General features: G+C 72.0%; 18 protein-coding genes. 17 read left to right on the plus strand and 1 reads right to left on the minus strand.

Going from position 1 to position 22,735, the window contains the following annotated elements; translation table 11 throughout:
* Positions 1 to 2: 2 nt before the first annotated feature.
* The 12 genes from AB0L56_RS09005 (at position 3) to AB0L56_RS09060 (ending at position 15,231) form a co-directional block, all read left to right on the plus strand.
* On the plus strand, positions 3 to 1,298 hold the full coding sequence (locus AB0L56_RS09005) for a dihydroorotase (protein WP_365420569.1): 1,296 nt from the start codon (positions 3 to 5) through the stop codon (positions 1,296 to 1,298).
* Entirely contained in the window at positions 1,295 to 1,870 is a 576-nt protein-coding gene (locus AB0L56_RS09010) for a hypothetical protein (protein ID WP_365420572.1), read from the plus strand. Before AB0L56_RS09005 ends, AB0L56_RS09010 begins: the two co-directional genes overlap by 4 nt.
* A complete protein-coding gene (gene carA / locus AB0L56_RS09015; RefSeq protein ID WP_361033298.1) occupies positions 1,867 to 3,024 on the plus strand; it encodes a glutamine-hydrolyzing carbamoyl-phosphate synthase small subunit in 1,158 nt (385 codons plus the stop codon). The genes AB0L56_RS09010 and carA overlap by 4 nt, the downstream gene beginning before the upstream one ends.
* Positions 3,017 to 6,325 (plus strand): carbamoyl-phosphate synthase large subunit, encoded by a 3,309-nt coding sequence (carB, locus tag AB0L56_RS09020; RefSeq protein ID WP_365420575.1) that lies wholly within the window; start codon positions 3,017 to 3,019, stop codon positions 6,323 to 6,325. The genes carA and carB overlap by 8 nt, the downstream gene beginning before the upstream one ends.
* Before the next feature lie 141 nt (positions 6,326 to 6,466).
* The gene (locus AB0L56_RS09025; protein ID WP_365420578.1) at positions 6,467 to 7,573 is read left to right on the plus strand and encodes a quinone-dependent dihydroorotate dehydrogenase; all 1,107 of its coding nucleotides are present in this window, start codon (positions 6,467 to 6,469) and stop codon (positions 7,571 to 7,573) included.
* The gene (gene pyrF / locus AB0L56_RS09030; protein WP_365420581.1) at positions 7,570 to 8,415 is read left to right on the plus strand and encodes an orotidine-5'-phosphate decarboxylase; all 846 of its coding nucleotides are present in this window, start codon (positions 7,570 to 7,572) and stop codon (positions 8,413 to 8,415) included. Before AB0L56_RS09025 ends, pyrF begins: the two co-directional genes overlap by 4 nt.
* Before the next feature lie 289 nt (positions 8,416 to 8,704).
* On the plus strand, positions 8,705 to 9,028 hold the full coding sequence (locus tag AB0L56_RS09035; RefSeq protein WP_003977346.1) for an integration host factor: 324 nt from the start codon (positions 8,705 to 8,707) through the stop codon (positions 9,026 to 9,028).
* A 37-nt stretch (positions 9,029 to 9,065) separates the two neighbouring features.
* On the plus strand, positions 9,066 to 9,623 hold the full coding sequence (gene gmk / locus AB0L56_RS09040) for a guanylate kinase (RefSeq protein ID WP_361033310.1): 558 nt from the start codon (positions 9,066 to 9,068) through the stop codon (positions 9,621 to 9,623).
* A gap of 76 nt (positions 9,624 to 9,699) precedes the next feature.
* Entirely contained in the window at positions 9,700 to 9,972 is a 273-nt protein-coding gene (rpoZ, locus tag AB0L56_RS09045; protein WP_004933985.1) for a DNA-directed RNA polymerase subunit omega, read from the plus strand.
* Between the two features lie 122 nt (positions 9,973 to 10,094).
* A complete protein-coding gene (coaBC, locus tag AB0L56_RS09050) occupies positions 10,095 to 11,297 on the plus strand; it encodes a bifunctional phosphopantothenoylcysteine decarboxylase/phosphopantothenate--cysteine ligase CoaBC (RefSeq protein ID WP_361033313.1) in 1,203 nt (400 codons plus the stop codon).
* 236 nt (positions 11,298 to 11,533) lie between these two features.
* Positions 11,534 to 12,742 carry a methionine adenosyltransferase gene (gene metK, locus AB0L56_RS09055; RefSeq protein ID WP_361033316.1) on the plus strand — a complete coding sequence of 403 codons (1,209 nt, stop codon included), beginning with the start codon at positions 11,534 to 11,536 and terminating at the stop codon, positions 12,740 to 12,742.
* Positions 12,743 to 13,083: 341 nt separating this feature from the next.
* Positions 13,084 to 15,231, plus strand: coding sequence for a primosomal protein N' (locus AB0L56_RS09060; RefSeq protein ID WP_365420590.1), 2,148 nt, complete (start codon positions 13,084 to 13,086; stop codon positions 15,229 to 15,231).
* Between the two features lie 76 nt (positions 15,232 to 15,307).
* Here the strand turns inward: AB0L56_RS09060 and AB0L56_RS09065 are convergent, their stop codons facing one another.
* Positions 15,308 to 15,877 (minus strand): hypothetical protein, encoded by a 570-nt coding sequence (locus tag AB0L56_RS09065; protein WP_365420593.1) that lies wholly within the window; start codon positions 15,875 to 15,877, stop codon positions 15,308 to 15,310.
* Positions 15,878 to 16,265: 388 nt separating this feature from the next.
* On the opposite strand from AB0L56_RS09065, the gene fmt reads away from it, so the two are divergent.
* The 5 genes from fmt (at position 16,266) to AB0L56_RS09090 (ending at position 22,569) form a co-directional block, all read left to right on the plus strand.
* Positions 16,266 to 17,198, plus strand: a complete 933-nt coding sequence (gene fmt / locus AB0L56_RS09070; protein ID WP_361033324.1) for a methionyl-tRNA formyltransferase — start codon at positions 16,266 to 16,268, stop codon at positions 17,196 to 17,198.
* Positions 17,199 to 17,266: 68 nt separating this feature from the next.
* Positions 17,267 to 18,694, plus strand: a complete 1,428-nt coding sequence (locus AB0L56_RS09075; RefSeq protein ID WP_365420596.1) for a transcription antitermination factor NusB — start codon at positions 17,267 to 17,269, stop codon at positions 18,692 to 18,694.
* A gap of 423 nt (positions 18,695 to 19,117) precedes the next feature.
* A complete protein-coding gene (gene rpe / locus AB0L56_RS09080) occupies positions 19,118 to 19,804 on the plus strand; it encodes a ribulose-phosphate 3-epimerase (RefSeq protein WP_361033329.1) in 687 nt (228 codons plus the stop codon).
* A 78-nt stretch (positions 19,805 to 19,882) separates the two neighbouring features.
* A complete protein-coding gene (locus tag AB0L56_RS09085; protein ID WP_361033332.1) occupies positions 19,883 to 20,926 on the plus strand; it encodes a sugar-binding domain-containing protein in 1,044 nt (347 codons plus the stop codon).
* A gap of 200 nt (positions 20,927 to 21,126) precedes the next feature.
* Positions 21,127 to 22,569 carry a GuaB1 family IMP dehydrogenase-related protein gene (locus AB0L56_RS09090; protein ID WP_361033526.1) on the plus strand — a complete coding sequence of 481 codons (1,443 nt, stop codon included), beginning with the start codon at positions 21,127 to 21,129 and terminating at the stop codon, positions 22,567 to 22,569.
* Positions 22,570 to 22,735: the final 166 nt, after the last annotated feature.

The raw sequence follows: 22,735 nt of genomic DNA on the forward strand, positions 1-22,735 counted from the left end.
CCATGAGCAAGATCCTGATCCGCGGTGCGAGGGTGCTCGGCGGCGAGCCGCAGGACGTACTGATCAACGGCGCCGTCATCGAGGCGGTCGCCCCAAACCTCTCCACAGAGGACGCCGAGAACACCGAGATCGTCGAAGCCGCAGGCAAGGTCCTGCTCCCCGGCCTGGTCGACCTCCACACGCACCTGCGTGAGCCCGGCCGCGAGGACTCCGAGACCGTACTGACCGGCACCCGCGCGGCGGCGAGCGGCGGCTTCACCGCCGTGTTCGCCATGGCCAACACCTTCCCGGTCGCCGACACCGCCGGCGTGGTGGAGCAGGTCTGGCGGCTCGGCAAGGAGCACGGCTACTGCGACGTACGGCCCATCGGCGCGGTCACCGTCGGCCTGGAGGGGCAGAAGCTCGCCGAACTGGGCGCGATGCACGAGTCCGCGGCGGGCGTCACCGTCTTCTCCGACGACGGCAAGTGCGTCCACGACGCGGTGATCATGCGCCGCGCCCTGGAGTACGTGAAGGCCTTCGGCGGCGTCGTCGCCCAGCACGCGCAGGAGCCCCGCCTCACCGAGGGCGCCCAGATGAACGAAGGCGTCGTCTCCGCCGAGCTGGGGCTGGGCGGCTGGCCGGCCGTCGCCGAGGAGTCGATCATCGCCCGGGACGTGCTGCTCGCCGAGCACGTCGGCTCCCGCGTGCACATCTGCCACCTGTCCACGGCGGGCAGTGTCGAGATCGTGCGGTGGGCCAAGTCCCGCGGCATCGACGTCACCGCCGAGGTCACCCCGCACCACCTCCTCCTCACCGACGAGCTGGTCCGGTCCTACAACCCGGTCTACAAGGTCAACCCGCCGCTGCGCACCGAGCGCGACGTCATGGCCCTGCGCGAGGCGCTGGCCGACGGCACCATCGACATCGTCGCCACGGACCACGCCCCGCACCCGCACGAGGACAAGGACTGCGAGTGGGCCGCCGCCGCCATGGGCATGGTCGGCCTGGAGACGGCGCTGTCGGTGGTCCAGGAGACGATGGTCGACACCGGCCTGCTGGACTGGGCCGGCGTCGCCGACCGCATGTCCGTCAAGCCGGCGCGCATCGGACGGGCCGAGGGGCACGGCCGTCCCGTCTCGGCAGGTGAGCCCGCCAACCTCACCCTCGTCGACACGGCATACCGTGGAGCCGTGGACCCCGCGGGCTTCGCCTCGCGCAGCCGCAACACCCCCTACGAGGGCCGTGAGCTGCCGGGCCGTGTCACGCACACCTGGCTGCGGGGCAAGGCCACGCTCGTCGACGGGAAGCTCACGTGACACCTGTACTCCTGCTGGCCGCCGAGAGGGAATCGGCGGAAGTGACCGACTGGGCCGCCCGGATCGGCTGGGTCGTCGGACTCGCCCTCTTCGTCGCCCTCGTCTACTGGCTGATGCGCGAGGGCTGGAGGTGGCGCGGCACCCTCCAGAGCGACCTGCCCGAGCTGCCCACCGCGCCGGACGACCCCGGTCCGGCGACACTGACCATGAGCGGCCGCTACCACGGCTCGACCACCGCCGGTCAGTGGCTCGACCGCATCGTGGCGCACGGTCTGGGCACCCGCAGCCGGGCCGAGCTGACGCTCACCGACGCGGGACTGGACGTGGTGCGCCCCGGCGCGGACGACTTCTTCGTCCCGGCCGGCGCGCTGCGCGAGGCCCGGCTCGACAAGGGGATCGCCGGCAAGGTCCTCACCGAGGGCGGGCTGCTGGTCGTCACCTGGGCGCACGGCGACCGGCTGATCGACTCCGGGTTCCGCTCCGACCGCGCGGCCGAGCACACCGAGTGGGTGGAAGCCCTCAACCACCTGATCAACAAGCACATGATCGACAAGACGGAAGGCGCACGATGACAACCTCCACCAGGGGAACCGCCAAGGTTCCCGCCGTACTCGTCCTGGAGGACGGCCGGATCTTCCGCGGCCGTGCCTACGGGGCGGTGGGGGAGACCTTCGGCGAAGCGGTGTTCTCCACCGGCATGACCGGCTACCAGGAGACTCTCACCGACCCGTCGTACCACCGCCAGGTCGTCGTGATGACCGCCCCGCACGTGGGCAACACCGGCGTCAACGACGAGGACATGGAGTCCCGCAGGATCTGGGTCTCCGGCTACGTCGTGCGCGACCCCGCGCGCGTGCCCTCCAACTGGCGCTCGACGCGCTCGCTGGACGAGGAGCTGGCCGCCCAGGGCGTCGTCGGCATCTGCGGCATCGACACCCGCGCCCTCACCCGCCACCTGCGCGAGCGCGGCGCCATGCGCGTCGGCATCTTCAGCGGCGACGCCGTGCACGACGACGCGGCACTGCTCGCCCGCGTCAAGGAAGCGCCCGAGATGACGGGCGCCGACCTCTCCGCCGAGGTCGCCACCACCGAGCCGTACGTCGTCCCCGCGATCGGCGAGAAGAAGTACACCGTCGCCGCCGTCGACCTCGGCATCAAGGGCATGACCCCGCAGCGCATGGCCGAGCGCGGCATCGAGGTGCACGTCCTGCCCGCCACCGCCACCGTGGACGATGTCTACGCCGTGAACCCGGACGGCGTGTTCTTCTCCAACGGGCCCGGCGACCCCGCCGCTGCCGACCACGCGGTCTCCGTCATGCGGGCGGTCCTGGAGCGCGGCACCCCGCTCTTCGGTATCTGCTTCGGCAACCAGATCCTCGGCCGCGCCCTCGGCTTCGGCACCTACAAGCTGAAGTACGGCCACCGCGGCATCAACCAGCCGGTGCAGGACCGTACGACCGGCAAGGTCGAGGTCACCGCGCACAACCACGGCTTCGCCGTCGACGCCCCGCTGGACACGGTCTCCGACACCCCCTACGGCCGCGCCGAGGTCACCCACGTGTGCCTCAACGACAACGTGGTCGAGGGCCTCCGCCTCCTCGACAAGCCGGCCTTCAGCGTCCAGTACCACCCGGAAGCGGCAGCGGGCCCGCACGACGCCGCCTACCTGTTCGACCGCTTCACCTCTTTGATGAGCACCGTCCCGATGGAGGGCCAGCGTGCCTAAGCGCACCGATATCCAGTCCGTCCTGGTCATCGGCTCCGGCCCGATCGTCATCGGCCAGGCCGCCGAGTTCGACTACTCCGGCACCCAGGCGTGCCGCGTCCTCAAGTCCGAGGGCCTGCGGGTCGTCCTGGTCAACTCCAACCCGGCGACGATCATGACCGACCCGGAGATCGCCGACGCCACCTACGTCGAGCCGATCACCCCCGAGTTCGTCGAGAAGATCATCGCCAAGGAGCGGCCCGACGCCCTGCTGCCCACCCTGGGCGGCCAGACGGCCCTCAACACCGCGATCTCCCTGCACGAGAACGGCGTCCTGGAGAAGTACGGCGTCGAGCTGATCGGCGCCAACGTGGAGGCGATCCACAAGGGCGAGGACCGCGACCAGTTCAAGGAGGTCGTGGAGGCCGTCCGCGGCAAGATCGGGCACGGCGAGTCCGCGCGCTCCTACATCTGCCACTCCATGGACGACGTCCTCAAGGGCGTCGAGGAACTCGGCGGCTACCCCGTCGTCGTCCGCCCGTCCTTCACCATGGGCGGCGCCGGCTCCGGCTTCGCGCACGACGAGGACGAGCTGCGCCGCATCGCCGGCCAGGGCCTCACCCTCTCGCCGACCACCGAGGTGCTCCTCGAGGAGTCCATCCTCGGCTGGAAGGAGTACGAGCTGGAGCTGATGCGCGACAAGAACGACAACGTCGTGGTCGTCTGCTCCATCGAGAACTTCGACCCCATGGGCGTGCACACCGGCGACTCGATCACCGTCGCGCCCGCGATGACGCTGACGGACCGTGAGTACCAGGTGCTCCGCGACGTCGGCATCGCGATCATCCGCGAGGTCGGCGTCGACACCGGCGGCTGCAACATCCAGTTCGCGGTGAACCCTGAGGACGGCCGCGTCATCGTCATCGAGATGAACCCGCGCGTCTCGCGCTCCTCGGCGCTCGCCTCCAAGGCGACCGGCTTCCCGATCGCCAAGATCGCCGCCAAGCTCGCCGTCGGCTACACCCTCGACGAGATCCCGAACGACATCACCCGGGAGACCCCGGCCTCCTTCGAGCCGACGCTCGACTACGTGGTCGTGAAGGCCCCGCGGTTCGCCTTCGAGAAGTTCCCGAGCGCCGACTCCACCCTCACCACCACCATGAAGTCGGTCGGCGAGGCCATGGCCATCGGCCGCAACTTCACCGAGGCGTTCCAGAAGGCGCTGCGCTCGCTGGAGAAGAAGGGCAGCCAGTTCAGCTTCGTCGGCGAGCCCGGTGACAAGGCCGAGCTGCTGCGCGAGGCGATCCGTCCCACCGACGGCCGGATCAACGCGGTCATGGGGGCCATCCGCGCGGGCGCCACGCCCGAGGAGGTCTTCGAGGCCACCAAGATCGACCCCTGGTTCGTCGACCAGCTGTTCCTCATCAAGGAGATTGCGGACGAGCTGGCCGGCGCCCCCGACCTGACCCGCGAGCTGCTCGCCGAGGCCAAGCGGCACGGCTTCTCCGACCAGCAGATCGGCGAGATCCGCGGCCTGCGCGAGGACGTCGTCCGCGAGGTCCGGCACGTGCTGGGCATCCGCCCGGTCTACAAGACCGTGGACACCTGCGCCGCCGAGTTCGCCGCCAGGACGCCGTACTTCTACTCCTCCTACGACGAGGAGACCGAGGTCGCGCCCCGCGAGAAGCCCGCAGTGATCATCCTGGGCTCCGGCCCCAACCGCATCGGCCAGGGCATCGAGTTCGACTACTCCTGCGTCCACGCCTCCTTCGCGCTGCACGACGCCGGCTACGAGACCGTGATGGTCAACTGCAACCCGGAGACCGTCTCCACCGACTACGACACCTCCGACCGGCTCTACTTCGAGCCGCTCACCCTGGAGGACGTCCTGGAGATCGTCCACGCCGAGCGGCAGGCCGGGCCGGTCGCGGGCGTCGTCGTCCAGCTCGGCGGCCAGACCCCGCTCGGCCTCTCCCAGGCGCTCAAGGACAACGGCGTGCCGATCGTCGGCACCTCCCCGGAGGCCATCCACGCCGCCGAGGACCGCGGCGCGTTCGGCCAGGTCCTCAAGGAGGCCGGCCTGCCCGCCCCCAAGCACGGCACCGCCACCACCTTCGCCGAGGCCAAGGCCATCGCCGACGAGATCGGCTACCCGGTCCTCGTCCGGCCGTCCTATGTGCTCGGCGGCCGCGGCATGGAGATCGTCTACGACGAGACCCGGCTGGAGGCATACATCGCCGAGTCCACCGAGATCAGCCCCTCCCGGCCGGTGCTCGTCGACCGCTTCCTCGACGACGCCATAGAGATCGACGTCGACGCCCTCTTCGACGGCGAGGAGCTCTACCTCGGCGGCGTCATGGAGCACATCGAGGAGGCCGGCATCCACTCCGGCGACTCGGCGTGCGCCCTGCCCCCGATCACGCTGGGCGGCTTCGACATCAAGCGGCTGCGCGCCTCCACCGAGGCCATCGCGCGCGGCGTCGGGGTGCGCGGTCTGATCAACATCCAGTTTGCGCTGGCCGGGGACATCCTCTACGTCCTGGAGGCCAACCCGCGCGCCTCGCGCACCGTCCCCTTCACCTCGAAGGCGACCGCGGTGCCGCTGGCGAAGGCCGCCGCGCGGATCTCGCTGGGCGCCACCATCGCCGAGCTGCGCACCGAGGGCCTGCTCCCCGCGCGGGGCGACGGCGGCGAGCTGCCGCTGGACGCGCCGATCTCCGTCAAGGAGGCCGTGATGCCGTGGTCCCGCTTCCGGGACATCCACGGCCGTGGCGTCGACACCGTGCTCGGCCCGGAGATGCGCTCCACCGGCGAGGTCATGGGCATCGACACCGTCTTCGGCACGGCATACGCCAAGTCGCAGTCCGGCGCCTACGGCCCGCTGCCGACCAAGGGACGGGCCTTCATCTCGGTCGCCAACCGCGACAAGCGTTCGATGATCTTCCCGGCCCGCGAGCTGGTGGCGCACGGCTTCGAGCTGCTCGCCACCTCGGGCACCGCCGAGGTCCTCAAGCGCAACGGCATCAACGCCACCGTCGTGCGCAAGCACTCCGAGGGCACCGGCCCGAACGGCGAGAAGACCATCGTCCAGCTCATCCATGACGGCGAGGTCGACCTCATCGTCAACACCCCCTACGGCACCGGCGGCCGCCTCGACGGCTACGACATCCGTACGGCCGCCGTGGCCCGGTCCGTGCCGTGCCTGACGACGGTCCAGGCGCTCGCCGCCGCCGTCCAGGGGATCGACGCGCTCAACCGCGGGGACGTGGGAGTCCGCTCACTCCAGGAACACGCGGAACATCTGACCGCGGCCCGCGACTAGCGCTCCGCGGAGAGGCCGAGTTCAACGCTGCGGGCCGTCCGTGGCTGGTCGCGCAGTTCCCGGCGCCCCTTCGGGGCGCGGACCCTAGCCGCCGATGAGGGGGACCCGGAAACGGTGTCCCCCTCGGTATGAGGACTCCTGATGTATCACATCCTTTTCCGCCTGCTCTTCCGGCGGATGGACCCGGAGCGGGCCCACCAGCTCGCCTTCCGCTGGATCCGCCGCGTCGCGCGCGTCCCCGTGCTGCGGACCTTCGTCGCCGCCGTGCTCGCCCCCCGCCACCAGGAGCTGCGCACCGAGGCGCTCGGGCTGCGCCTGCACAGTCCCTTCGGTCTCGCCGCCGGCTTCGACAAGAACGCCGTCGGCATCGACGGCCTCGCCATGCTGGGCTTCGACCATGTCGAGATCGGCACGGTGACCGGGGAGCCGCAGCCCGGCAACCCCAGGAAGCGGCTGTTCCGCCTGGTCGCCGACCGGGCCCTGATCAACCGCATGGGCTTCAACAACGAGGGCTCGCTCGCCGTCGCGGCACGTCTGGCCTCCCGCACGCCCGTCTTCAGGACCGTGGTCGGGGTCAACATCGGCAAGACCAAGGCCGTACCGGAGGACGAGGCGGTCGCCGACTACGTGAAGTCCGCCGAGCGGCTCGCACCGTACGCCGACTACCTCGTCGTCAACGTCTCCTCCCCGAACACACCGGGACTGCGCGACCTCCAGGCCGTGGACCACCTGCGTCCGCTGCTCACCGCGGTCCGGGAGGCCGCCGACCGCGCGGCTCCGGCCCGCCGGGTGCCGCTGCTGGTGAAGATCGCCCCCGACCTGGCCGACGACGACATCGACGCGGTCGCCGACCTCGCGGTGGAGCTCGGCCTGGACGGCATCATCGCCACCAACACCACCATCGCCCGCGAGGGACTCGGCCTGACCTCCGATCCCGACCTCGTCAAAGAGACCGGCGGCCTGTCCGGCGCCCCCCTCAAGGCCCGCTCCCTGGACGTGCTGCGCCGCCTCTACGCGCGGGTGGGCGACCGGATCACCCTGATCGGCGTCGGCGGCATCGAGAACGCCGAGGACGCCTGGCAACGCATCCTCGCCGGTGCCACGCTGATCCAGGGCTACAGCGCGTTCATCCACGAAGGCCCCTTCTGGGCCCGCTCCCTCCACAAGGGGCTCACCGCGCGGCTGCGCACCAGCCCCTACGCCACGCTCGCCGACGCGGTCGGCGCCGACGTGAGGACAACGGCATGACTGGTTCGGAACCCTTCGGCGCACGTCTGCGCCGCGCGATGGACGAGCGGGGCCCGCTGTGCGTGGGCATCGACCCGCACGCCTCCCTGCTCGCCGAGTGGGGCCTGAGCGACAACGTGACCGGTCTGGAGCGGTTCAGCCGCACGGTGGTCGAGGCGGTCGCGGACCGGATCGCCGTGCTCAAGCCGCAGAGCGCCTTCTTCGAGCGCTTCGGCTCGCGCGGGATCGCGGTCCTGGAGAAGACGGTCGAGGAGGCACGGGCGGCCGGCACGCTGGTTGTCATGGACGCCAAGCGCGGTGACATCGGCTCCACCATGGCCGCCTACGCGGAGTCCTTCCTCCACAAGGACGCGCCCCTGTTCTCGGACGCGCTCACCGTCTCCCCGTACCTCGGCTACGGCTCGCTCAGCCCGGCCGTCGCCCTGGCCCGCGAGAACGGCACCGGACTGTTCGTGCTGGCGCTGACGTCCAACCCGGAGGGCGGGGAGGTGCAGCACGCGGTCCGCGCCGACGGGCGCACCGTCGGGGCGACCATGCTCGGACACCTGGCCCTGGAGAACGCCGGCGAGGAGCCGCTCGGGTCCTTCGGCGCGGTGGTCGGCGCCACGCTGGGCGACCTGTCCTCGTACGAGCTGGACATGGGCGGACCCATCCTGGCGCCCGGCATCGGCGCTCAGGGGGCCACGGCGGCCGACCTTCCGACGGTGTTCGGGAGGGCGGTGCGCAACGTCGTGCCGAACGTCAGCCGGGGTGTGTTGCGCCACGGTCCCGACGCGGTCGCTCTGCGTGACGCCGCGGAGCGGTTCGCGGAGGAGATCCGGACCGCCGTGACGGCCGCCTGAGACCGGTCGACGAGGGATCCCATGGTCGTCGCACTCTGGATACAGCCGCAAATCGGGGGCAGTATGTCTTAAATGTCCGGCCTGACGGAGGCTGACCAGGACTTTTCCGCAGTTCTCGCTGACTCCGGCGGAGTTGGCCGCTAGTCTCCGACGGGTGGGGGTATCTCCCACGCCCTTCAGGCAGTGGGGGAGAACGGGCAAGCGTGTTGCTCGTGGCTCCCCAGGTGTGGGGCGACTAGGTTCCTCACCGGTCCGTATCCGACAGTTCGACATCCGAGGTGACGTAGGCGTGGCTCTTCCGCCCCTTACCCCTGAACAGCGCGCAGCCGCGCTCGAAAAGGCCGCCGCGGCTCGCCGGGAGCGGGCCGAGGTCAAGAATCGACTCAAGCACTCCGGCGCCTCCCTTCACGAGGTCATCAAGCAGGGCCAGGAGAACGATGTCATCGGCAAGATGAAGGTCTCCGCCCTGCTGGAGTCCCTGCCGGGCGTGGGCAAGGTCCGCGCCAAGCAGATCATGGAGCGTCTGGGCATCTCCGAGAGCCGCCGCGTGCGGGGTCTCGGTTCCAACCAGATCGCCTCCCTGGAGCGCGAGTTCGGCAGCACGGGCTCCTGAGTCCCGGGCACTGCGCGATTGCTGGAATAATCGCTGCATGACTGAACGTCCGCGGCTGACCGTGCTCTCCGGCCCCTCCGGGGTCGGCAAGAGCACGGTCGTCGCCCATATGCGCAAGGAACACCCCGAGGTCTGGCTCTCGGTGTCGGCGACGACCCGCAAGCCGCGCCCCGGGGAGCAGCACGGAGTCCACTACTTCTTCGTCAGCGACGAGGAGATGGACAAGCTGATCGCGAACGGTGAGCTGCTGGAGTGGGCCGAGTTCGCGGGCAACCGCTACGGCACGCCCCGCGCGGCGGTGCTGGAGCACCTGGAGGCAGGGGTGCCCGTGCTGCTGGAGATCGACCTCCAGGGCGCGCGGCAGGTCCGCGAGTCCATGGCCGACGCCCAACTGGTGTTCCTGGCTCCTCCCTCCTGGGAGGAGCTTGTGCGCAGGCTCACGGGCCGGGGTACCGAGTCGGCCGACGTCATCGAGCGCCGGCTCAGTGCCGCGAAGATCGAAATGGCGGCCGAGCCGGAGTTCGACATCACCCTGGTCAACACCTCCGTCGAGGACGTGGCCCACGAGCTGCTAGCCTTGATGAACGTCGTGTGATCGTGAGCGACCGCCCAGCGGTCCACTCACCGGTCGTCTCGCGACTGAATCTTTCCCATCCATCGGAAGGTAGAGCGTGTCCTCTTCCATCTCCGCGCCCGAGGGCATCATCAACCCGCCGATCGACGAGCTCCTCGAGGCCACGGACTCGAAGTACAGCCTCGTGATCTACGCGGCCAAGCGGGCCCGCCAGATCAACGCGTACTACTCGCAGCTCGGCGAGGGTCTGCTCGAGTACGTCGGTCCCCTCGTCGACACCCACGTCCACGAGAAGCCGCTTTCGATCGCCCTGCGCGAGATCAACGCCGGACTGCTGACCTCCGAGGCCGTCGAAGGCCCCGGCCAGTAATCGGTCAGTTCGTCGTACCATCAGCTCGCAGCTGACTTTTCCACAGGCCCGGCAGTCCACCTGCCGGGCCTGTGGTGTCTCATGGGGGTTGGTTGCACGATTCCGAGGTCCGGGGAGAGACGGTGGACAAGCCGAACGTCGTTCTGGGGGTCAGCGGTGGCATCGCCGCGTACAAGGCCTGTGAGCTGCTCAGGCGGCTGACCGAGTCGGGGCACGACGTGCGGGTCGTTCCCACCGCCTCGGCCCTGCACTTCGTCGGCGCTGCCACCTGGTCCGCCCTCTCCGGCAACCCGGTCTCCACCGAGGTCTGGGACGACGTCCACGAGGTGCCGCACGTCCGCATCGGGCAGCACGCCGACCTGGTGGTCGTCGCTCCCGCCACGGCGGACCTGCTGGCCAAGGCGGCCCACGGGCTGGCCGACGACCTCCTCACCAACACCCTGCTCACCGCCCGCTGCCCGGTGGTCTTCGCCCCCGCCATGCACACGGAGATGTGGGAGCACCCGGCCACCCAGGACAACGTGGCGACGCTCCGCGCACGGGGCGCCGTCGTCATCGAACCGGCCGTCGGGCGTCTCACCGGCGCCGACACCGGCAAGGGCCGGCTGCCCGACCCGGGGGAGATCTTCGAGGTCTGCCGCCGGGTGCTGGCCCGCGGAGTCAGCGAACCCGACCTCAGAGGCCGGCACGTCGTCATCAGCGCCGGAGGCACCCGGGAGCCCCTCGACCCCGTCCGCTTCCTCGGCAACCGCTCCTCCGGCAAGCAGGGATACGCCCTCGCCCGCACCGCCGCCGCCCGGGGCGCCCGCGTCACGCTGATCGCGGCCAACACCGCGCTGCCCGACCCGGCCGGCGTGGACGTCGTCGCCGTCGGAACCGCCGTGGAGCTGCGCGAGGCCGTCCTGACCGCCGCCGCCGACGCGGACGCGGTGGTCATGGCCGCGGCCGTCGCCGACTTCCGCCCGGCGGCCTACGCGGCGGGGAAGATCAAGAAGAAGGACGACCGGGAGCCGGAGCCAGTCACCCTGGTACGGAATCCGGACATCCTCGCCGAGATCTCCGGCGACCGGGCGCGGCCCGGACAGGTGATCGTGGGCTTCGCCGCCGAGACCGACGACGTGCTCGCCAACGGCCGCGCCAAGCTGAAGCGCAAGGGCTGCGACCTGCTCGTGGTGAACGAGGTGGGGGAGCACAAGACCTTCGGCGCGGACGAGAGCGAGGCCGTGGTACTGGGCGCGGACGGCAGCGAGACCCCCGTCGCGCACGGCCCGAAGGAGACCCTGGCCGAAACCGTCTGGGACCTGGTGGCCGACCGGCTGGGATGAGTGATTCAGTCGCCTGCGGCTCCGCAAACCGTCGCCCGCGAGGGTGTGGCTCCTCTGGCGAACCTCGCCCGGCCCGGAGAGAATTCCCGTGCCGCAGGTCACAGCGCTCTCGTGAGACGAGACGGGGGGACCCGCGGTGAAGCGCGACCGATAAACTGTTCCACGGACGGCGTCGGGTGCAGCCCCCGCCGTCCACCAATGATCAGCCAGCAGCCGCTGCAACCCCAGGGAGCGTTGTGTCCCGTCGTCTGTTCACCTCGGAGTCCGTGACCGAGGGTCACCCTGACAAGATCGCTGACCAGATCAGCGACACCATCCTCGACGCGCTGCTCCGCGAGGACCCGGCCTCCCGGGTCGCCGTCGAGACCCTCATCACCACCGGCCTGGTGCATGTGGCCGGCGAGGTGACCACCAAGACGTACGCGGACATCGCGACGCTGGTGCGCAACAAGATCCTGGAGATCGGCTACGACTCCTCGAAGAAGGGTTTCGACGGCGCCTCCTGCGGAGTGTCGGTGTCGATCGGCGCGCAGTCCCCGGACATCGCGCAGGGCGTCGACGCTGCCTACGAGGCCCGCGTCGAGGGCGACGACGACGAACTGGACCGGCAGGGCGCCGGCGACCAGGGCCTGATGTTCGGCTACGCGACGGACGAGACGCCGACGCTGATGCCGCTCCCCGTCTTCCTCGCGCACCGGCTGTCGAAGCGCCTGTCCGACGTGCGCAAGAACGGGACCATCCCCTACCTGCGCCCCGACGGCAAGACCCAGGTCACCATCGAGTACGACGGCGACAAGGCGGTCCGTCTGGACACCGTGGTCGTCTCCTCGCAGCACGCGAGCGACATCGATCTCGATTCACTGCTCGCACCCGACATCCGCGAGTTCGTCGTGGAGCCCGAGCTGAAGGCGCTCCTGGACGAGGGCATCAAGCTGGACACCGAGAACTACCGGCTGCTGGTGAACCCCACCGGCCGGTTCGAGATCGGCGGTCCGATGGGCGACGCGGGCCTGACCGGCCGCAAGATCATCATCGACACCTACGGTGGCATGGCCCGTCACGGCGGCGGCGCGTTCTCCGGCAAGGACCCCTCCAAGGTGGACCGCTCGGCGGCGTACGCGATGCGCTGGGTCGCCAAGAACGTCGTCGCCGCGGGTCTTGCCGCCCGCTGCGAGGTGCAGGTGGCGTACGCGATCGGCAAGGCGGAGCCGGTCGGTCTGTTCGTGGAGACCTTCGGCACCGCCAAGGTCGAGGTGGACAAGATCGAGCGGGCCATCGACGAGGTCTTCGACCTGCGTCCGGCCGCCATCATCCGCGACCTGGACCTGCTGCGCCCGATCTACGCCCAGACCGCCGCCTACGGCCACTTCGGCCGTGAGCTGCCCGACTTCACCTGGGAGCGCACCGACCGCGTCGATGCCCTCCGCAAGGCCACGGGACTGTAACCCCACGCCGTCACCCGCCGAGGCCCGGCACCCCCTTCACCGGGGAGCCGGGCCTCGGCGCGTACCCGGGCACACCGCATATCCGGGTGTGGGGCTGCACGGAATATCCGGGTGCGCGCCGCATGGACGCGCCCTACCCTCGCAGTGCGGCGGCGCCGCGGCCCGGTGCGAAGGGCACGGATCCTTCCGGGTGACGACCCTCGCAGGTTCGAATCCTGCTGCCGGTCCCGGACCGGTATGGCCGAGCGGCCCAAGGCAGAAGCGCCTCCGGGCGTAGCTCCGTACCCGAGACCGACCTCGGGCCCGGCGCCGCTGTCCGAGGCGTTTGTAAGAATGCAAGCGTGAGCAGCGACAACGGACAGGCGGACGGCGGCGCGGAGGGCGCCCCGCCGGAGCAGCTCGCGCTCATCCGGGAGAGCGTGCGCAAGGCCACGACGCCGCGCGCCAAACCGCGCACCTGGCGGGGCGCCGCGCTCGCCAAGGAGCTGCCCGTCGCCCGGGTCCTCGTCGACAAGGGCGTGCTCCACCTCGACCGCTACTTCGACTACGCCGTGCCCGAGGAACTGGACGCCGATGCCCAGCCGGGCGTCCGGGTCCGGGTGCGGTTCGGCGCCGGCCGGCACCGGGTGCGCGAGGGCCGCCGCGAGGGCGGCGGGTTGATCGACGGATTCCTCGTCGAGCGGCGCGCCGAGTCCGACTACGCGGGGCCCCTGGCGGCCCTGGCCCAGGTCGTCTCACCCGAGCGGGTGCTCGACGAGGAACTGCTGGCGCTCGCCCGCGCCGTCGCCGACCGGTACGCGGGCAGCCTCGCCGACGTACTCCAGCTCGCCGTGCCGCCGCGCAACGCCCGCGCCGAGAAACGGCCGTCGCCCGCCCCGCAGCCCCCGCCCCCGGCGCCCGCCCCCCGTTCCTGGGAGCGGTACGAGCAGGGCCCCGCCTTCCTTGAGTCACTGGCCTCGGGCGGCGCCCCCCGGGCCGTGTGGAACGCGCTGCCCGGCCCGCAGTGGAGCGACGAACTCGCCCGGGCCGTCGCGGCGACCCTGGCCTCCGGACGCGGTGCCCTGGTCGTCCTGCCCGACGGACGGACCGTCGCCCGCGTGGATGCCGCCCTCACCGGACTGCTGGGGGAGGGACGGCACGCGGTCCTCACCGCCGACGCCGGCCCCGAGAAGCGGTACGCGCAGTGGCTCGCCGTACAGCGGGGATCCGTGCGGGCCGTCATCGGGACGCGGGCGGCGATGTTCGCGCCGGTGCGGAACCTCGGCCTGGTCGCCATCTGGGACGACGGCGACGACAGCCACAGCGAGCAGCACGCCCCGCAGCCGCATGCGCGCGAGGTGCTGTTGCTGAGGGCGGCGCAGGACAAGTGCGGCTTCCTGCTCGGCGGCTGGAGCTGCACCGTGGAGGCCGCCCAGCTCGTGGACACCGGCTGGGCACGACCGCTGGTCGCGGGCAGGGAGCGGGTACGGGCGGCCGCACCGCTGGTGCGCACCGTGGGCGACCAGGACCTCTCACGCGACGAGGCGGCCCGCGCGGCGCGGCTCCCGACGCTCGCCTGGCAGGCCGCCAGGGAGGGACTGCGGTATGGACCGGTCCTGGTCCAGGTGCCCCGGCGGGGATACGTGCCACGGATGGCGTGCGCCCACTGCCGAGCCCCGGCGCGCTGCCGGCACTGCTCCGGACCGCTGGAGGCCCGGGGATCCGACGATCTGCTGTGCGGATGGTGCGGGCGCGAGGAGAGCGGCTGGCACTGTCCCGACTGCGGCGGTTTCCGGCTGCGGGCCCAGGTGGTGGGCGCGCGCCGCACCGCCGAGGAGCTGGGCCGGGCCTTTCCCGCCGTTCCGGTGCGGACCTCGGGCCGCGAGCACGTCCTCGACACGGTGCCGGGGGCGCCCGCGCTGGTCGTCAGCACACCCGGGGCTGAGCCGGTGGCCGAGGGCGGGTACGCCGCGGCCCTGCTGCTGGACGGATGGGCGATGCTGGGCCGGCCCGACCTGCGCTCCGGGGAGGAGGCGCTGCGCCGCTGGATCGGCGCCGCGGCGCTGGTGCGTCCCCAGACCGCGGGGGGCACGGTGGTGGTGGTCGCGGAACCGACGCTGCGGCCGGTGCAGGCGCTGGTGCGGTGGGACCCGGTCGGGCACGCGGTGCGGGAACTGGCCGAGCGGGGGGAACTGGGCTTCCCGCCGGTGTCGCGGATGGCGGCGGTGTCGGGGCCGGGCGAGACGGTGACGGAGTTCCTCCGCGCGGTGGAGCTGCCGGCGCGGGCGGAGATCCTCGGCCCGGTGCCCCTGCCGGTCACCCCGGCGGGCCGCCCGCGACGCCCTGGCGCACCCCCGCCCGGGGAGCAGTGGGATCGGGCACTGATCCGGGTGCCCCCCGGCCACGGCGCCGCGCTGGCCGCGGCGCTCAAGGCGGCGCAGGCGGCACGCATGGCCCGGGGCGGCAACGCCCCTGTGTGGGTCCGTATCGACCCGCTGGACATCGGCTGAGCGGGCCCCGCTCGTCGCCGTGCCGGTGGCGGACGTGCCCCACCCTCCCGGGGAGGTGCGCCCGGGAGGGCGGGGGTCAGCCGTTGCGGGGGGCGGGAAGGACCGTGGGGCGTGGCTCGTCGCGGAGGGACGGGCTGCCGGCCGTGGGCTGGGTCGGCATGGAGCGGGCGGCGGGGACGGTCGGCACCGTGGAGACACCGGCACCCACATTGACCGTGCGGGTGCCCGACGACTCCGGCGTGCGCTCGGCTTCCGCGGTGGCAGTGGCGGTGGCGGTGGCGGCGGACGTCTGGGCGGGCGCACGGCGGGCGCCGTAACGGCGGTGCACCGCCTGCTTGGTGACTCCGAGCGCGGAGCCCACCGCGTCCCACGAGAAGCCCAGCGAGCGGTCGAAGTCCACGGCGGCCGTGACCAGGGTCTCGACACTGTCCCGCAGCTCCTGGGCGAGACGGACCGTCGGGGCGGGGGCGCGTCCGTAGACGACGAAGCCCGTGGAGGGGCCGGAGCGCCGCGGGCGGTAGACGTTGCCCAGCTGGGCGGTGAGCGTGCGCAGTGCGTCCACCTGCCGGCGGACCCGCTCGATGTCCCGCACCAGCAAGTGCAGGCTGGCACGAGCCTGGGCGTCGTGGGTTGCGTGGTCGGCCATGAACAAGCCTCTCGAACCGGCGTTGAAAGGAATGAGCCCTTGCGGGGCCCGTGGTCAACTCTTTCTTGACCAACGCGTAGGCGCTCCGCGGGTCACGGGGTGGGGGCGTGGCGGCATATGCGTACGCCCCCGCGCAGATGTGCACCGGCGTTCGCCGCGGTCGACCGGATCGTGGCCGCCGGGTGGGCGGCCTGTTTCTCGCCCCCGCCGCCCCTTCCCGTCCCGACCTGGGGCTCCGCCCCAGACCCCGCTCCTCAAACGCCGGAGGGGCTGAATGCGGCCCCTCCGGCGTTGGAAGGGCGGCGGGGGCGCCGCAGGGGTGCGGCACCGGCCCATAGACTGGTGCGCTGTCCCTGGACGCCCCCGCCCGAGAGGCCCTACGCACCCCATGAAGCTCGTCTTCGCCGGTACCCCCGAGGTCGCCGTTCCCTCCCTGGACGCTCTTCTCGCCTCCCGGCGGCACGAGGTGGCGGCCGTCGTCACCCGGCCTGACGCGCCCGCCGGGCGCGGGCGCAGGCTGGTCGCCTCGCCCGTCGCCGAGCGCGCGGAGGAGGCCGGGATCGAGGTGCTGAAGCCGGTCAGGCCCAAGGACCCCGAATTCCTCGCCCGGCTCACGGAGATCGCGCCGGACTGCTGCCCCGTCGTGGCCTACGGCGCCCTCCTGCCCCGGGCCGCCCTCGACATCCCGGCCCGGGGCTGGGTCAACCTGCACTTCTCGCTGCTGCCCGCCTGGCGCGGCGCCGCCCCCGTGCAGCACGCCATCATGGCCGGTGACGAGATCACCGGCGCCGCCACCTTCCTCATCGAGGAGGGCCTCGACTCCGGACCCGTCTACGGCACCGTCACCGAGGAGATCCGCCCCACCGACACCAGCGGCGACCTGCTCACCCGGCTCGCCTTCGCCGGCGCCGGCCTGCTCACCGCGACCATGGACGGCATCGAGGACGGCACCCTGAAGCCCGTACCGCAGCCCGCCGAGGGCGTCAGCCTCGCCCCCAAGGTCACCGTCGAGGACGCCCGCATCGACTGGAACACCCCGGCGCTGCGCGTCGACCGGGTGGTGCGCGGCTGCACGCCCGCGCCCGGCGCCTGGACCACCTTCCGGGGCGAGCGGCTGAAGATCGTCCAGGCCGCCCCCGTACCGGACATGACCGAGCTCGCGCCCGGGCAGCTGTCCGTCGGCAAGAACAACGTGTACGTGGGCACCGCCTCGTACGCCGTCGAACTGCTGTGGGTGCAGGCGCAGGGCAAGAAGCCGATGCGGGCGGCGGATTGGGCGCGCGGGGCGCGGATCACCGCCGGGGAGACCGTCGGCGCCTGACGCCCCCGGGGACCGCCACGACGTAGGCTGGACCGCGCACCTCACCCCACCTCCGGAGCACCTTTTTCGTGAGCGACCAGCCCCGTCGGCCCCGCAAGCCCGCCAAGCCCTACCGCCGGCCCAAGAAGGACCCCGTCCGCATCCTCGCCTTCGAGGCCCTGCGGGCCGTCGACGAGCGGGACGCGTACGCCAACCTCGTCCTGCCCCCGCTGCTGCGCAAGGCGCGGGAGGCCGAGGGACCCGACAAGTTCGACGCCAGGGACGCCGCCTTCGCCACCGAGCTGGTGTACGGCACCCTGCGCCGGCAGGGGACGTACGACGCGGTCATCGCGGCCTGTGTCGACCGGCCGCTGCGCGAGGTGGACCCGCCGGTGCTGGACGTGCTCAGCCTCGGCGCGCACCAGCTGCTCGGTACGCGGATCCCGACGCACGCCGCGGTGTCCGCCACCGTGGAACTGGCCCGGGTCGTGCTCGGCGACGGACGGGCCAAGTTCGTCAACGCCGTGCTGCGCAAGATCGCGCAGGACGATCTCGACGGCTGGCTGGAACGGGTCGCGCCGCCCTACGACGAGGATCCCGAGGACCACCTCGCCGTCGTGCACTCACACCCCCGGTGGGTCGTCTCCGCGCTGTGGGACTCCCTGGGCGGCGACCGTGCCGGCATCGAGGAGCTGCTGCGGGCGGACAACGAACGGCCCGAGGTGACGCTCGTCGCCCGCCCCGGCCGGGCGACGACGACCGAACTGCTCGACGAGGAGGCCGCCGTTCCCGGCCGCTGGTCGCCCTACGCCGTGCGGTTGTCCGAGGGCGGGGAGCCGGGCGCCGTTCCCGCCGTGGCCGAGGGCCGCGCCGGTGTCCAGGACGAGGGCAGCCAACTGGTCGCCCTCGCGCTCGCCAACGCCCCCGTCGAGGGCCGTGACCGGCTGTGGCTGGACGGGTGCGCCGGTCCGGGCGGCAAGGCCGCGCTCCTCGGGGCGCTCGCCGCCGAGCGGGGCGCCATGCTGCTGGCCTCCGAGAAGCAGCCGCACCGGGCCGGGCTGGTGGAGCAGGCACTCGCCGGGAACCCCGGGCCGTACCAGGTCGTCGCCGCCGACGGCACACGCCCGCCGTGGCGCCCCGGAAGCTTCGACCGGGTGCTGGTCGACGTGCCGTGCACCGGTCTGGGCGCCCTGCGGCGACGGCCCGAGGCACGCTGGCGGCGCCGCCCGGAGGACCTGGACGGCTTCGCACCCCTGCAGCGGGGGCTGCTGCGCAACGCCCTGGAGTCCGTGCGGGTCGGCGGGGTCGTCGGCTACGCCACCTGTTCGCCGCACCTCGCGGAGACCCGGGCCGTGGTCGCCGACCTCCTCAAGCAGTTCCCGGCCGCCGACCTGATCGACGCCAGGCCGCTGCTCCCCGGCGTACCACACCTGGGCGAGGGCCCCGACGTCCAGCTATGGCCCCACCTGCACGGAACCGACGCAATGTACCTGGCCGTCATCCGCCGCACCGCCTGACGGCCTACCAGGCACGACCGGCCGCCCCCGGGCGGTATCGGCTGGGTGTGTCCGGGGCGTGGGTTGCGCTAACGCCTGGCGGGCGTGGTCGGTTGGTTCCGGCTGGGCGGGGTCGGGTGGCCAGGCGGGAGCTGCCGCAGCTGCGGGCAGTCGTGCCGCTGGGGCGGCAGGTGGGCGCAGCGGCACCCGGCAAGCGCCGGCGAGAGACACCCACCCCCGGCCGAGCAGCGCACCGGTGCTGGTGTGCCCGGCCGGGGCGAGGTTGCGCGGTTGATGCCCGCCCGGCGGGATCCGGACAAGGGGGTGTTCCGGGGTGGAAAAAGGAACGGGTGCGGGACCGCCGTGCGGACGTGGCCGACCGTCGCGGCGTCCGTCACGCGGACCGGTGCGGGCAACCCCCGCGGAACGTGGCAGTCTTGGTGCATGGCCCCGCAGATCAGCCCCAGCATCCTGTCCGCCGACTTCGCACGCCTCGCGGACGAGGCGAAGGCGGTCGAGGGAGCCGACTGGCTCCACGTCGACGTCATGGACAACCACTTCGTCCCGAACCTCACGCTCGGCGCGCCGGTCGTGGAGTCGCTGGCCCGTGCGACCGACACTCCGCTGGACTGCCATCTGATGATCGAGGCCCCCGACCGTTGGGCGCCCCAGTACGTGGAGGCGGGAGCCGGCTCCGTCACCTTCCACGTCGAGGCGGCCACCGCCCCCGTGCGGCTCGCCCGGGAGATCCGGGCCAAGGGCGCCCGCGCCTCCATGGCACTGCGGCCGGCCACGCCCATCGAGCCGTACGAGGATCTGCTGCCCGAACTGGACATGCTGCTGGTCATGACGGTGGAGCCCGGCTTCGGTGGGCAGCCGTTCCTCGACATCATGCTGCCGAAGATCCGCCGCACCCGTGAGCTGATCCGCAAGCACGGCCTGGAGCTCTGGCTGCAGGTCGACGGCGGTGTCTCGGCCTCCACCATCGAGCGCTGCGCGGACGCCGGCGCCGATGTCTTCGTCGCGGGTTCCGCCGTGTACGGGGCAGCCGACCCGGCCGAAGCGGTACGTGCATTGCGCAATCAGGCGGAGGCCGCGACCGCCAAGGCATCGTGGGCATGCGACCACTGAGCGTCAGGAACATGAACGGCCCCCGGCAGGGCTGATCGACCGCGCCGGATCTGCAAGGATGAACGGCGAATCCAGAGTGTGAACAGCAGTGAGGAGAGCGCCGTGTCGGGTATGTCGGCGGGCCGGTCAGCCATGCGGATGGGACCCGCTGAGCTGGTGCAGGCGGCGGCCATGGCCCGCCGCTTCTACCTCGAGGGCAAGTCCAAGATCCAGATCGCCGAGGAGTTCGGCGTCAGCCGCTTCAAGGTGGCCCGGGTCCTGGAGACCGCCCTCGAACGGGATCTCGTACGGATCGAGATCCGAGTCCCGGCCGAGCTCGACGCCGAGCGCTCCGACGCGCTCCGCGCCCGCTACGGGCTCAGGCACGCCGTCGTGGTGGAGTCCCCGGCCGAGGCAGAGGAGACGCCCGACCCCGAGAACCTCGGAGAGGTGGCCGCCGACCTGCTCGGCGAGCTGGTCAACGAAGGAGATGTACTGGGTCTGGCCTGGGGCCGGTCCACCATCCACATGGCGGCGGCCCTGGACCGGCTGCCGCCCTGCACCGTCGTACAGCTGACAGGTGTGTACGACGCCGGGACCGCCGAGCGCGGCTCGGTGGAGGCCGTACGGCGCGCCGCGCAGGTGTCGGGCGGCGACGCCCACCCCATCTACGCGCCCATGCTGCTGCCGGATGCGGCCACCGCGGAGGCGCTGCGCCACCAGACCGGGATCGCCCGGGCCTTCGAGTACTTCGACAAGGTCACCGTCGCCTGTGTCTCCATCGGCTCGTGGGAGCCGGGCATCTCGACGGTGCACGACATGCTCACCGACGAGGAGCGGGCGCACTACGCCTCCCTCGGCGTCGCCGCGGAGATGTCCGCGCACCTCTTCGACGCGGAGGGACGCCGGGTCGGCCGGGACCTCGGAGAGCGGTGCATCACCGTCAAGACCGACCAGCTCCGCCGGGTCCCCGAGGTCGTCGCGATCGCCGGCGGACAGCGCAAGGGGCCCGCGATCGACGCCGTGCTGCGCTCCGGTCTCGTCACCAGTCTGGTGACGGACACGTCGGCCGCGGACTACCTGATGACGGCGGGACCGGCCCCGCGGTCCGCCCTCAACCGCGCGGACCCCGACGCCGCCTGACGGCGGCCGACGCGGAGGGGCGGCGGGCTTCGCCCCTGCGCGCGGCGGCCTTCGGAGGATTCTCCGAGCAGCGCTCCGACCAGCTTGGACGATGCTCCCGGGGGATGGCATTCCGGTCGACATGGGACAATGAAGTACGTGCTCTTCCCCCTGGCTGTCCTGTCCGGGGGCCACCTCTGATCAACTGGGATGTGCAGCACGTGCGTTTCCTCAACGACATCCGGCCCGCCTACGACCTGACGTACGACGACGTCTTCATGGTGCCGAGCCGCTCCGCCGTCGGCTCGCGGCAGGACGTGGACCTCAGCTCCCCGGACGGCACGGGCACCACCATCCCGCTCGTCGTCGCCAACATGACCGCCATCGCAGGCCGCCGCATGGCCGAGACCGTGGCGCGCCGCGGCGGGCTCACCGTCATACCGCAGGACATCCCGATCGAGGTCGTGACCGAGGTCGTCACCTGGGTGAAGGGCCGCCACCTGGTCCTGGACACCCCGATCGTGCTGGCACCTCACCAGACCGTCGCCGACGCGCTCGCCCTGCTGCCCAAGCGCGCCCACAACGCGGGCGTCGTCGTCGACGACGGACACCGGCCGGTCGGCGTGGTCACCGACGCCGACCTGTCCGGCGTGGACCGCTTCACCCAGCTCGAGGAGGTCATGTCCAAGGACCTGATCCTCATCGACGCCGACATGGATCCGCGCGAGGCCTTCAACACCCTTGACGCCGCCAACCGGCGCTATGCGCCCGCCGTGGACCGGGACGGCCGCCTGGCCGGCATCCTCACCCGCAAGGGCGCCCTGCGCGCCACCCTGTACACCCCGGCCACCGACGCCCACGGCAGGCTCCGCATCGCCGCCGCCGTCGGCATCAACGGCGATGTGACGGGCAAGGCGAAGCAACTGCTGGAGGCGGGCGTGGACGCGCTCGTCATCGACACGGCGCACGGTCACCAGGACTCGATGATCAGCGCGGTCAAGCTGGTGCGCGGCCTCGACCCGCAGGTCCCGGTCGTCGCCGGCAACGTCGTCTCCGCCGAGGGCGTCCGAGATCTGATCGAGGCCGGCGCGGACATCGTCAAGGTCGGTGTCGGCCCCGGGGCCATGTGCACCACCCGCATGATGACCGGCGTCGGCCGGCCGCAGTTCTCCGCCGTCCTGGAGTGCGCCGCCGAGGCGAGGAAGTACGGCAAGCACGTGTGGGCCGACGGCGGTGTCCGCCACCCGCGCGACGTCGCCATGGCGCTCGCGGCCGGCGCGTCCAACGTGATGATCGGCTCCTGGTTCGCCGGGACCTACGAGTCCCCGGGCGACCTCCAGCACGACGCCGACGGCCGCCCTTACAAGGAGTCCTTCGGGATGGCCTCCGCGCGTGCCGTGCGCAAGCGCACCTCCGAGGAGTCGGCGTACGACCGGGCCCGCAAGGGGTTGTTCGAGGAGGGCATCTCGACGTCCCGGATGTTCCTCGACCCGGAGCGTCCCGGCGTGGAGGACCTGATCGACTCGATCATCGCGGGCGTCCGCTCCTCCTGCACCTACGCCGGTGCCGGCTCGCTGGAGGAGTTCGCCGAGAAGGCCGTCGTGGGCATCCAGAGCGCCGCCGGCTACGCCGAGGGCAAGCCCCTCCACGCCAGCTGGAACTGACGGCAGCCTCCACAGCCCGGCCCTCGCCGATCCCGCCCCCGGGAACGGCGGGGGCCGCGGCGTGTCCCGGCGTGTTCCGGGCCCCTCCCGGTGGCGAGGGACGCAACGGACCAAAGCCCCCGCACAATGAACACCCGCGTCCCCGTGAGTAACGCAATGATCTTGC

The organism is Streptomyces sp. NPDC052079, assembly GCF_040680275.1.
Classification (GTDB): Bacteria; Actinomycetota; Actinomycetes; order Streptomycetales; family Streptomycetaceae; genus Streptomyces.

Excerpts from the sequence above, each read along its gene's own strand:
- pyrF (WP_365420581.1), top strand. The coding sequence starts at position 7,570 with ATGACTGGTTCGGAACCCTTCGGCGCACGTCTGCGCCGCGCGATGGAC.
- AB0L56_RS09025 (WP_365420578.1), top strand. The coding sequence starts at position 6,467 with ATGTATCACATCCTTTTCCGCCTGCTCTTCCGGCGGATGGACCCGGAG.
- gmk (WP_361033310.1), top strand. The coding sequence starts at position 9,066 with ATGACTGAACGTCCGCGGCTGACCGTGCTCTCCGGCCCCTCCGGGGTC.
- AB0L56_RS09005 (WP_365420569.1), top strand. The coding sequence starts at position 3 with ATGAGCAAGATCCTGATCCGCGGTGCGAGGGTGCTCGGCGGCGAGCCG.
- fmt (WP_361033324.1), top strand. The coding sequence starts at position 16,266 with ATGAAGCTCGTCTTCGCCGGTACCCCCGAGGTCGCCGTTCCCTCCCTG.
- carA (WP_361033298.1), top strand. The coding sequence starts at position 1,867 with ATGACAACCTCCACCAGGGGAACCGCCAAGGTTCCCGCCGTACTCGTC.
- AB0L56_RS09065 (WP_365420593.1), bottom strand. The coding sequence starts at position 15,877 with ATGGCCGACCACGCAACCCACGACGCCCAGGCTCGTGCCAGCCTGCAC.
- rpe (WP_361033329.1), top strand. The coding sequence starts at position 19,118 with ATGGCCCCGCAGATCAGCCCCAGCATCCTGTCCGCCGACTTCGCACGC.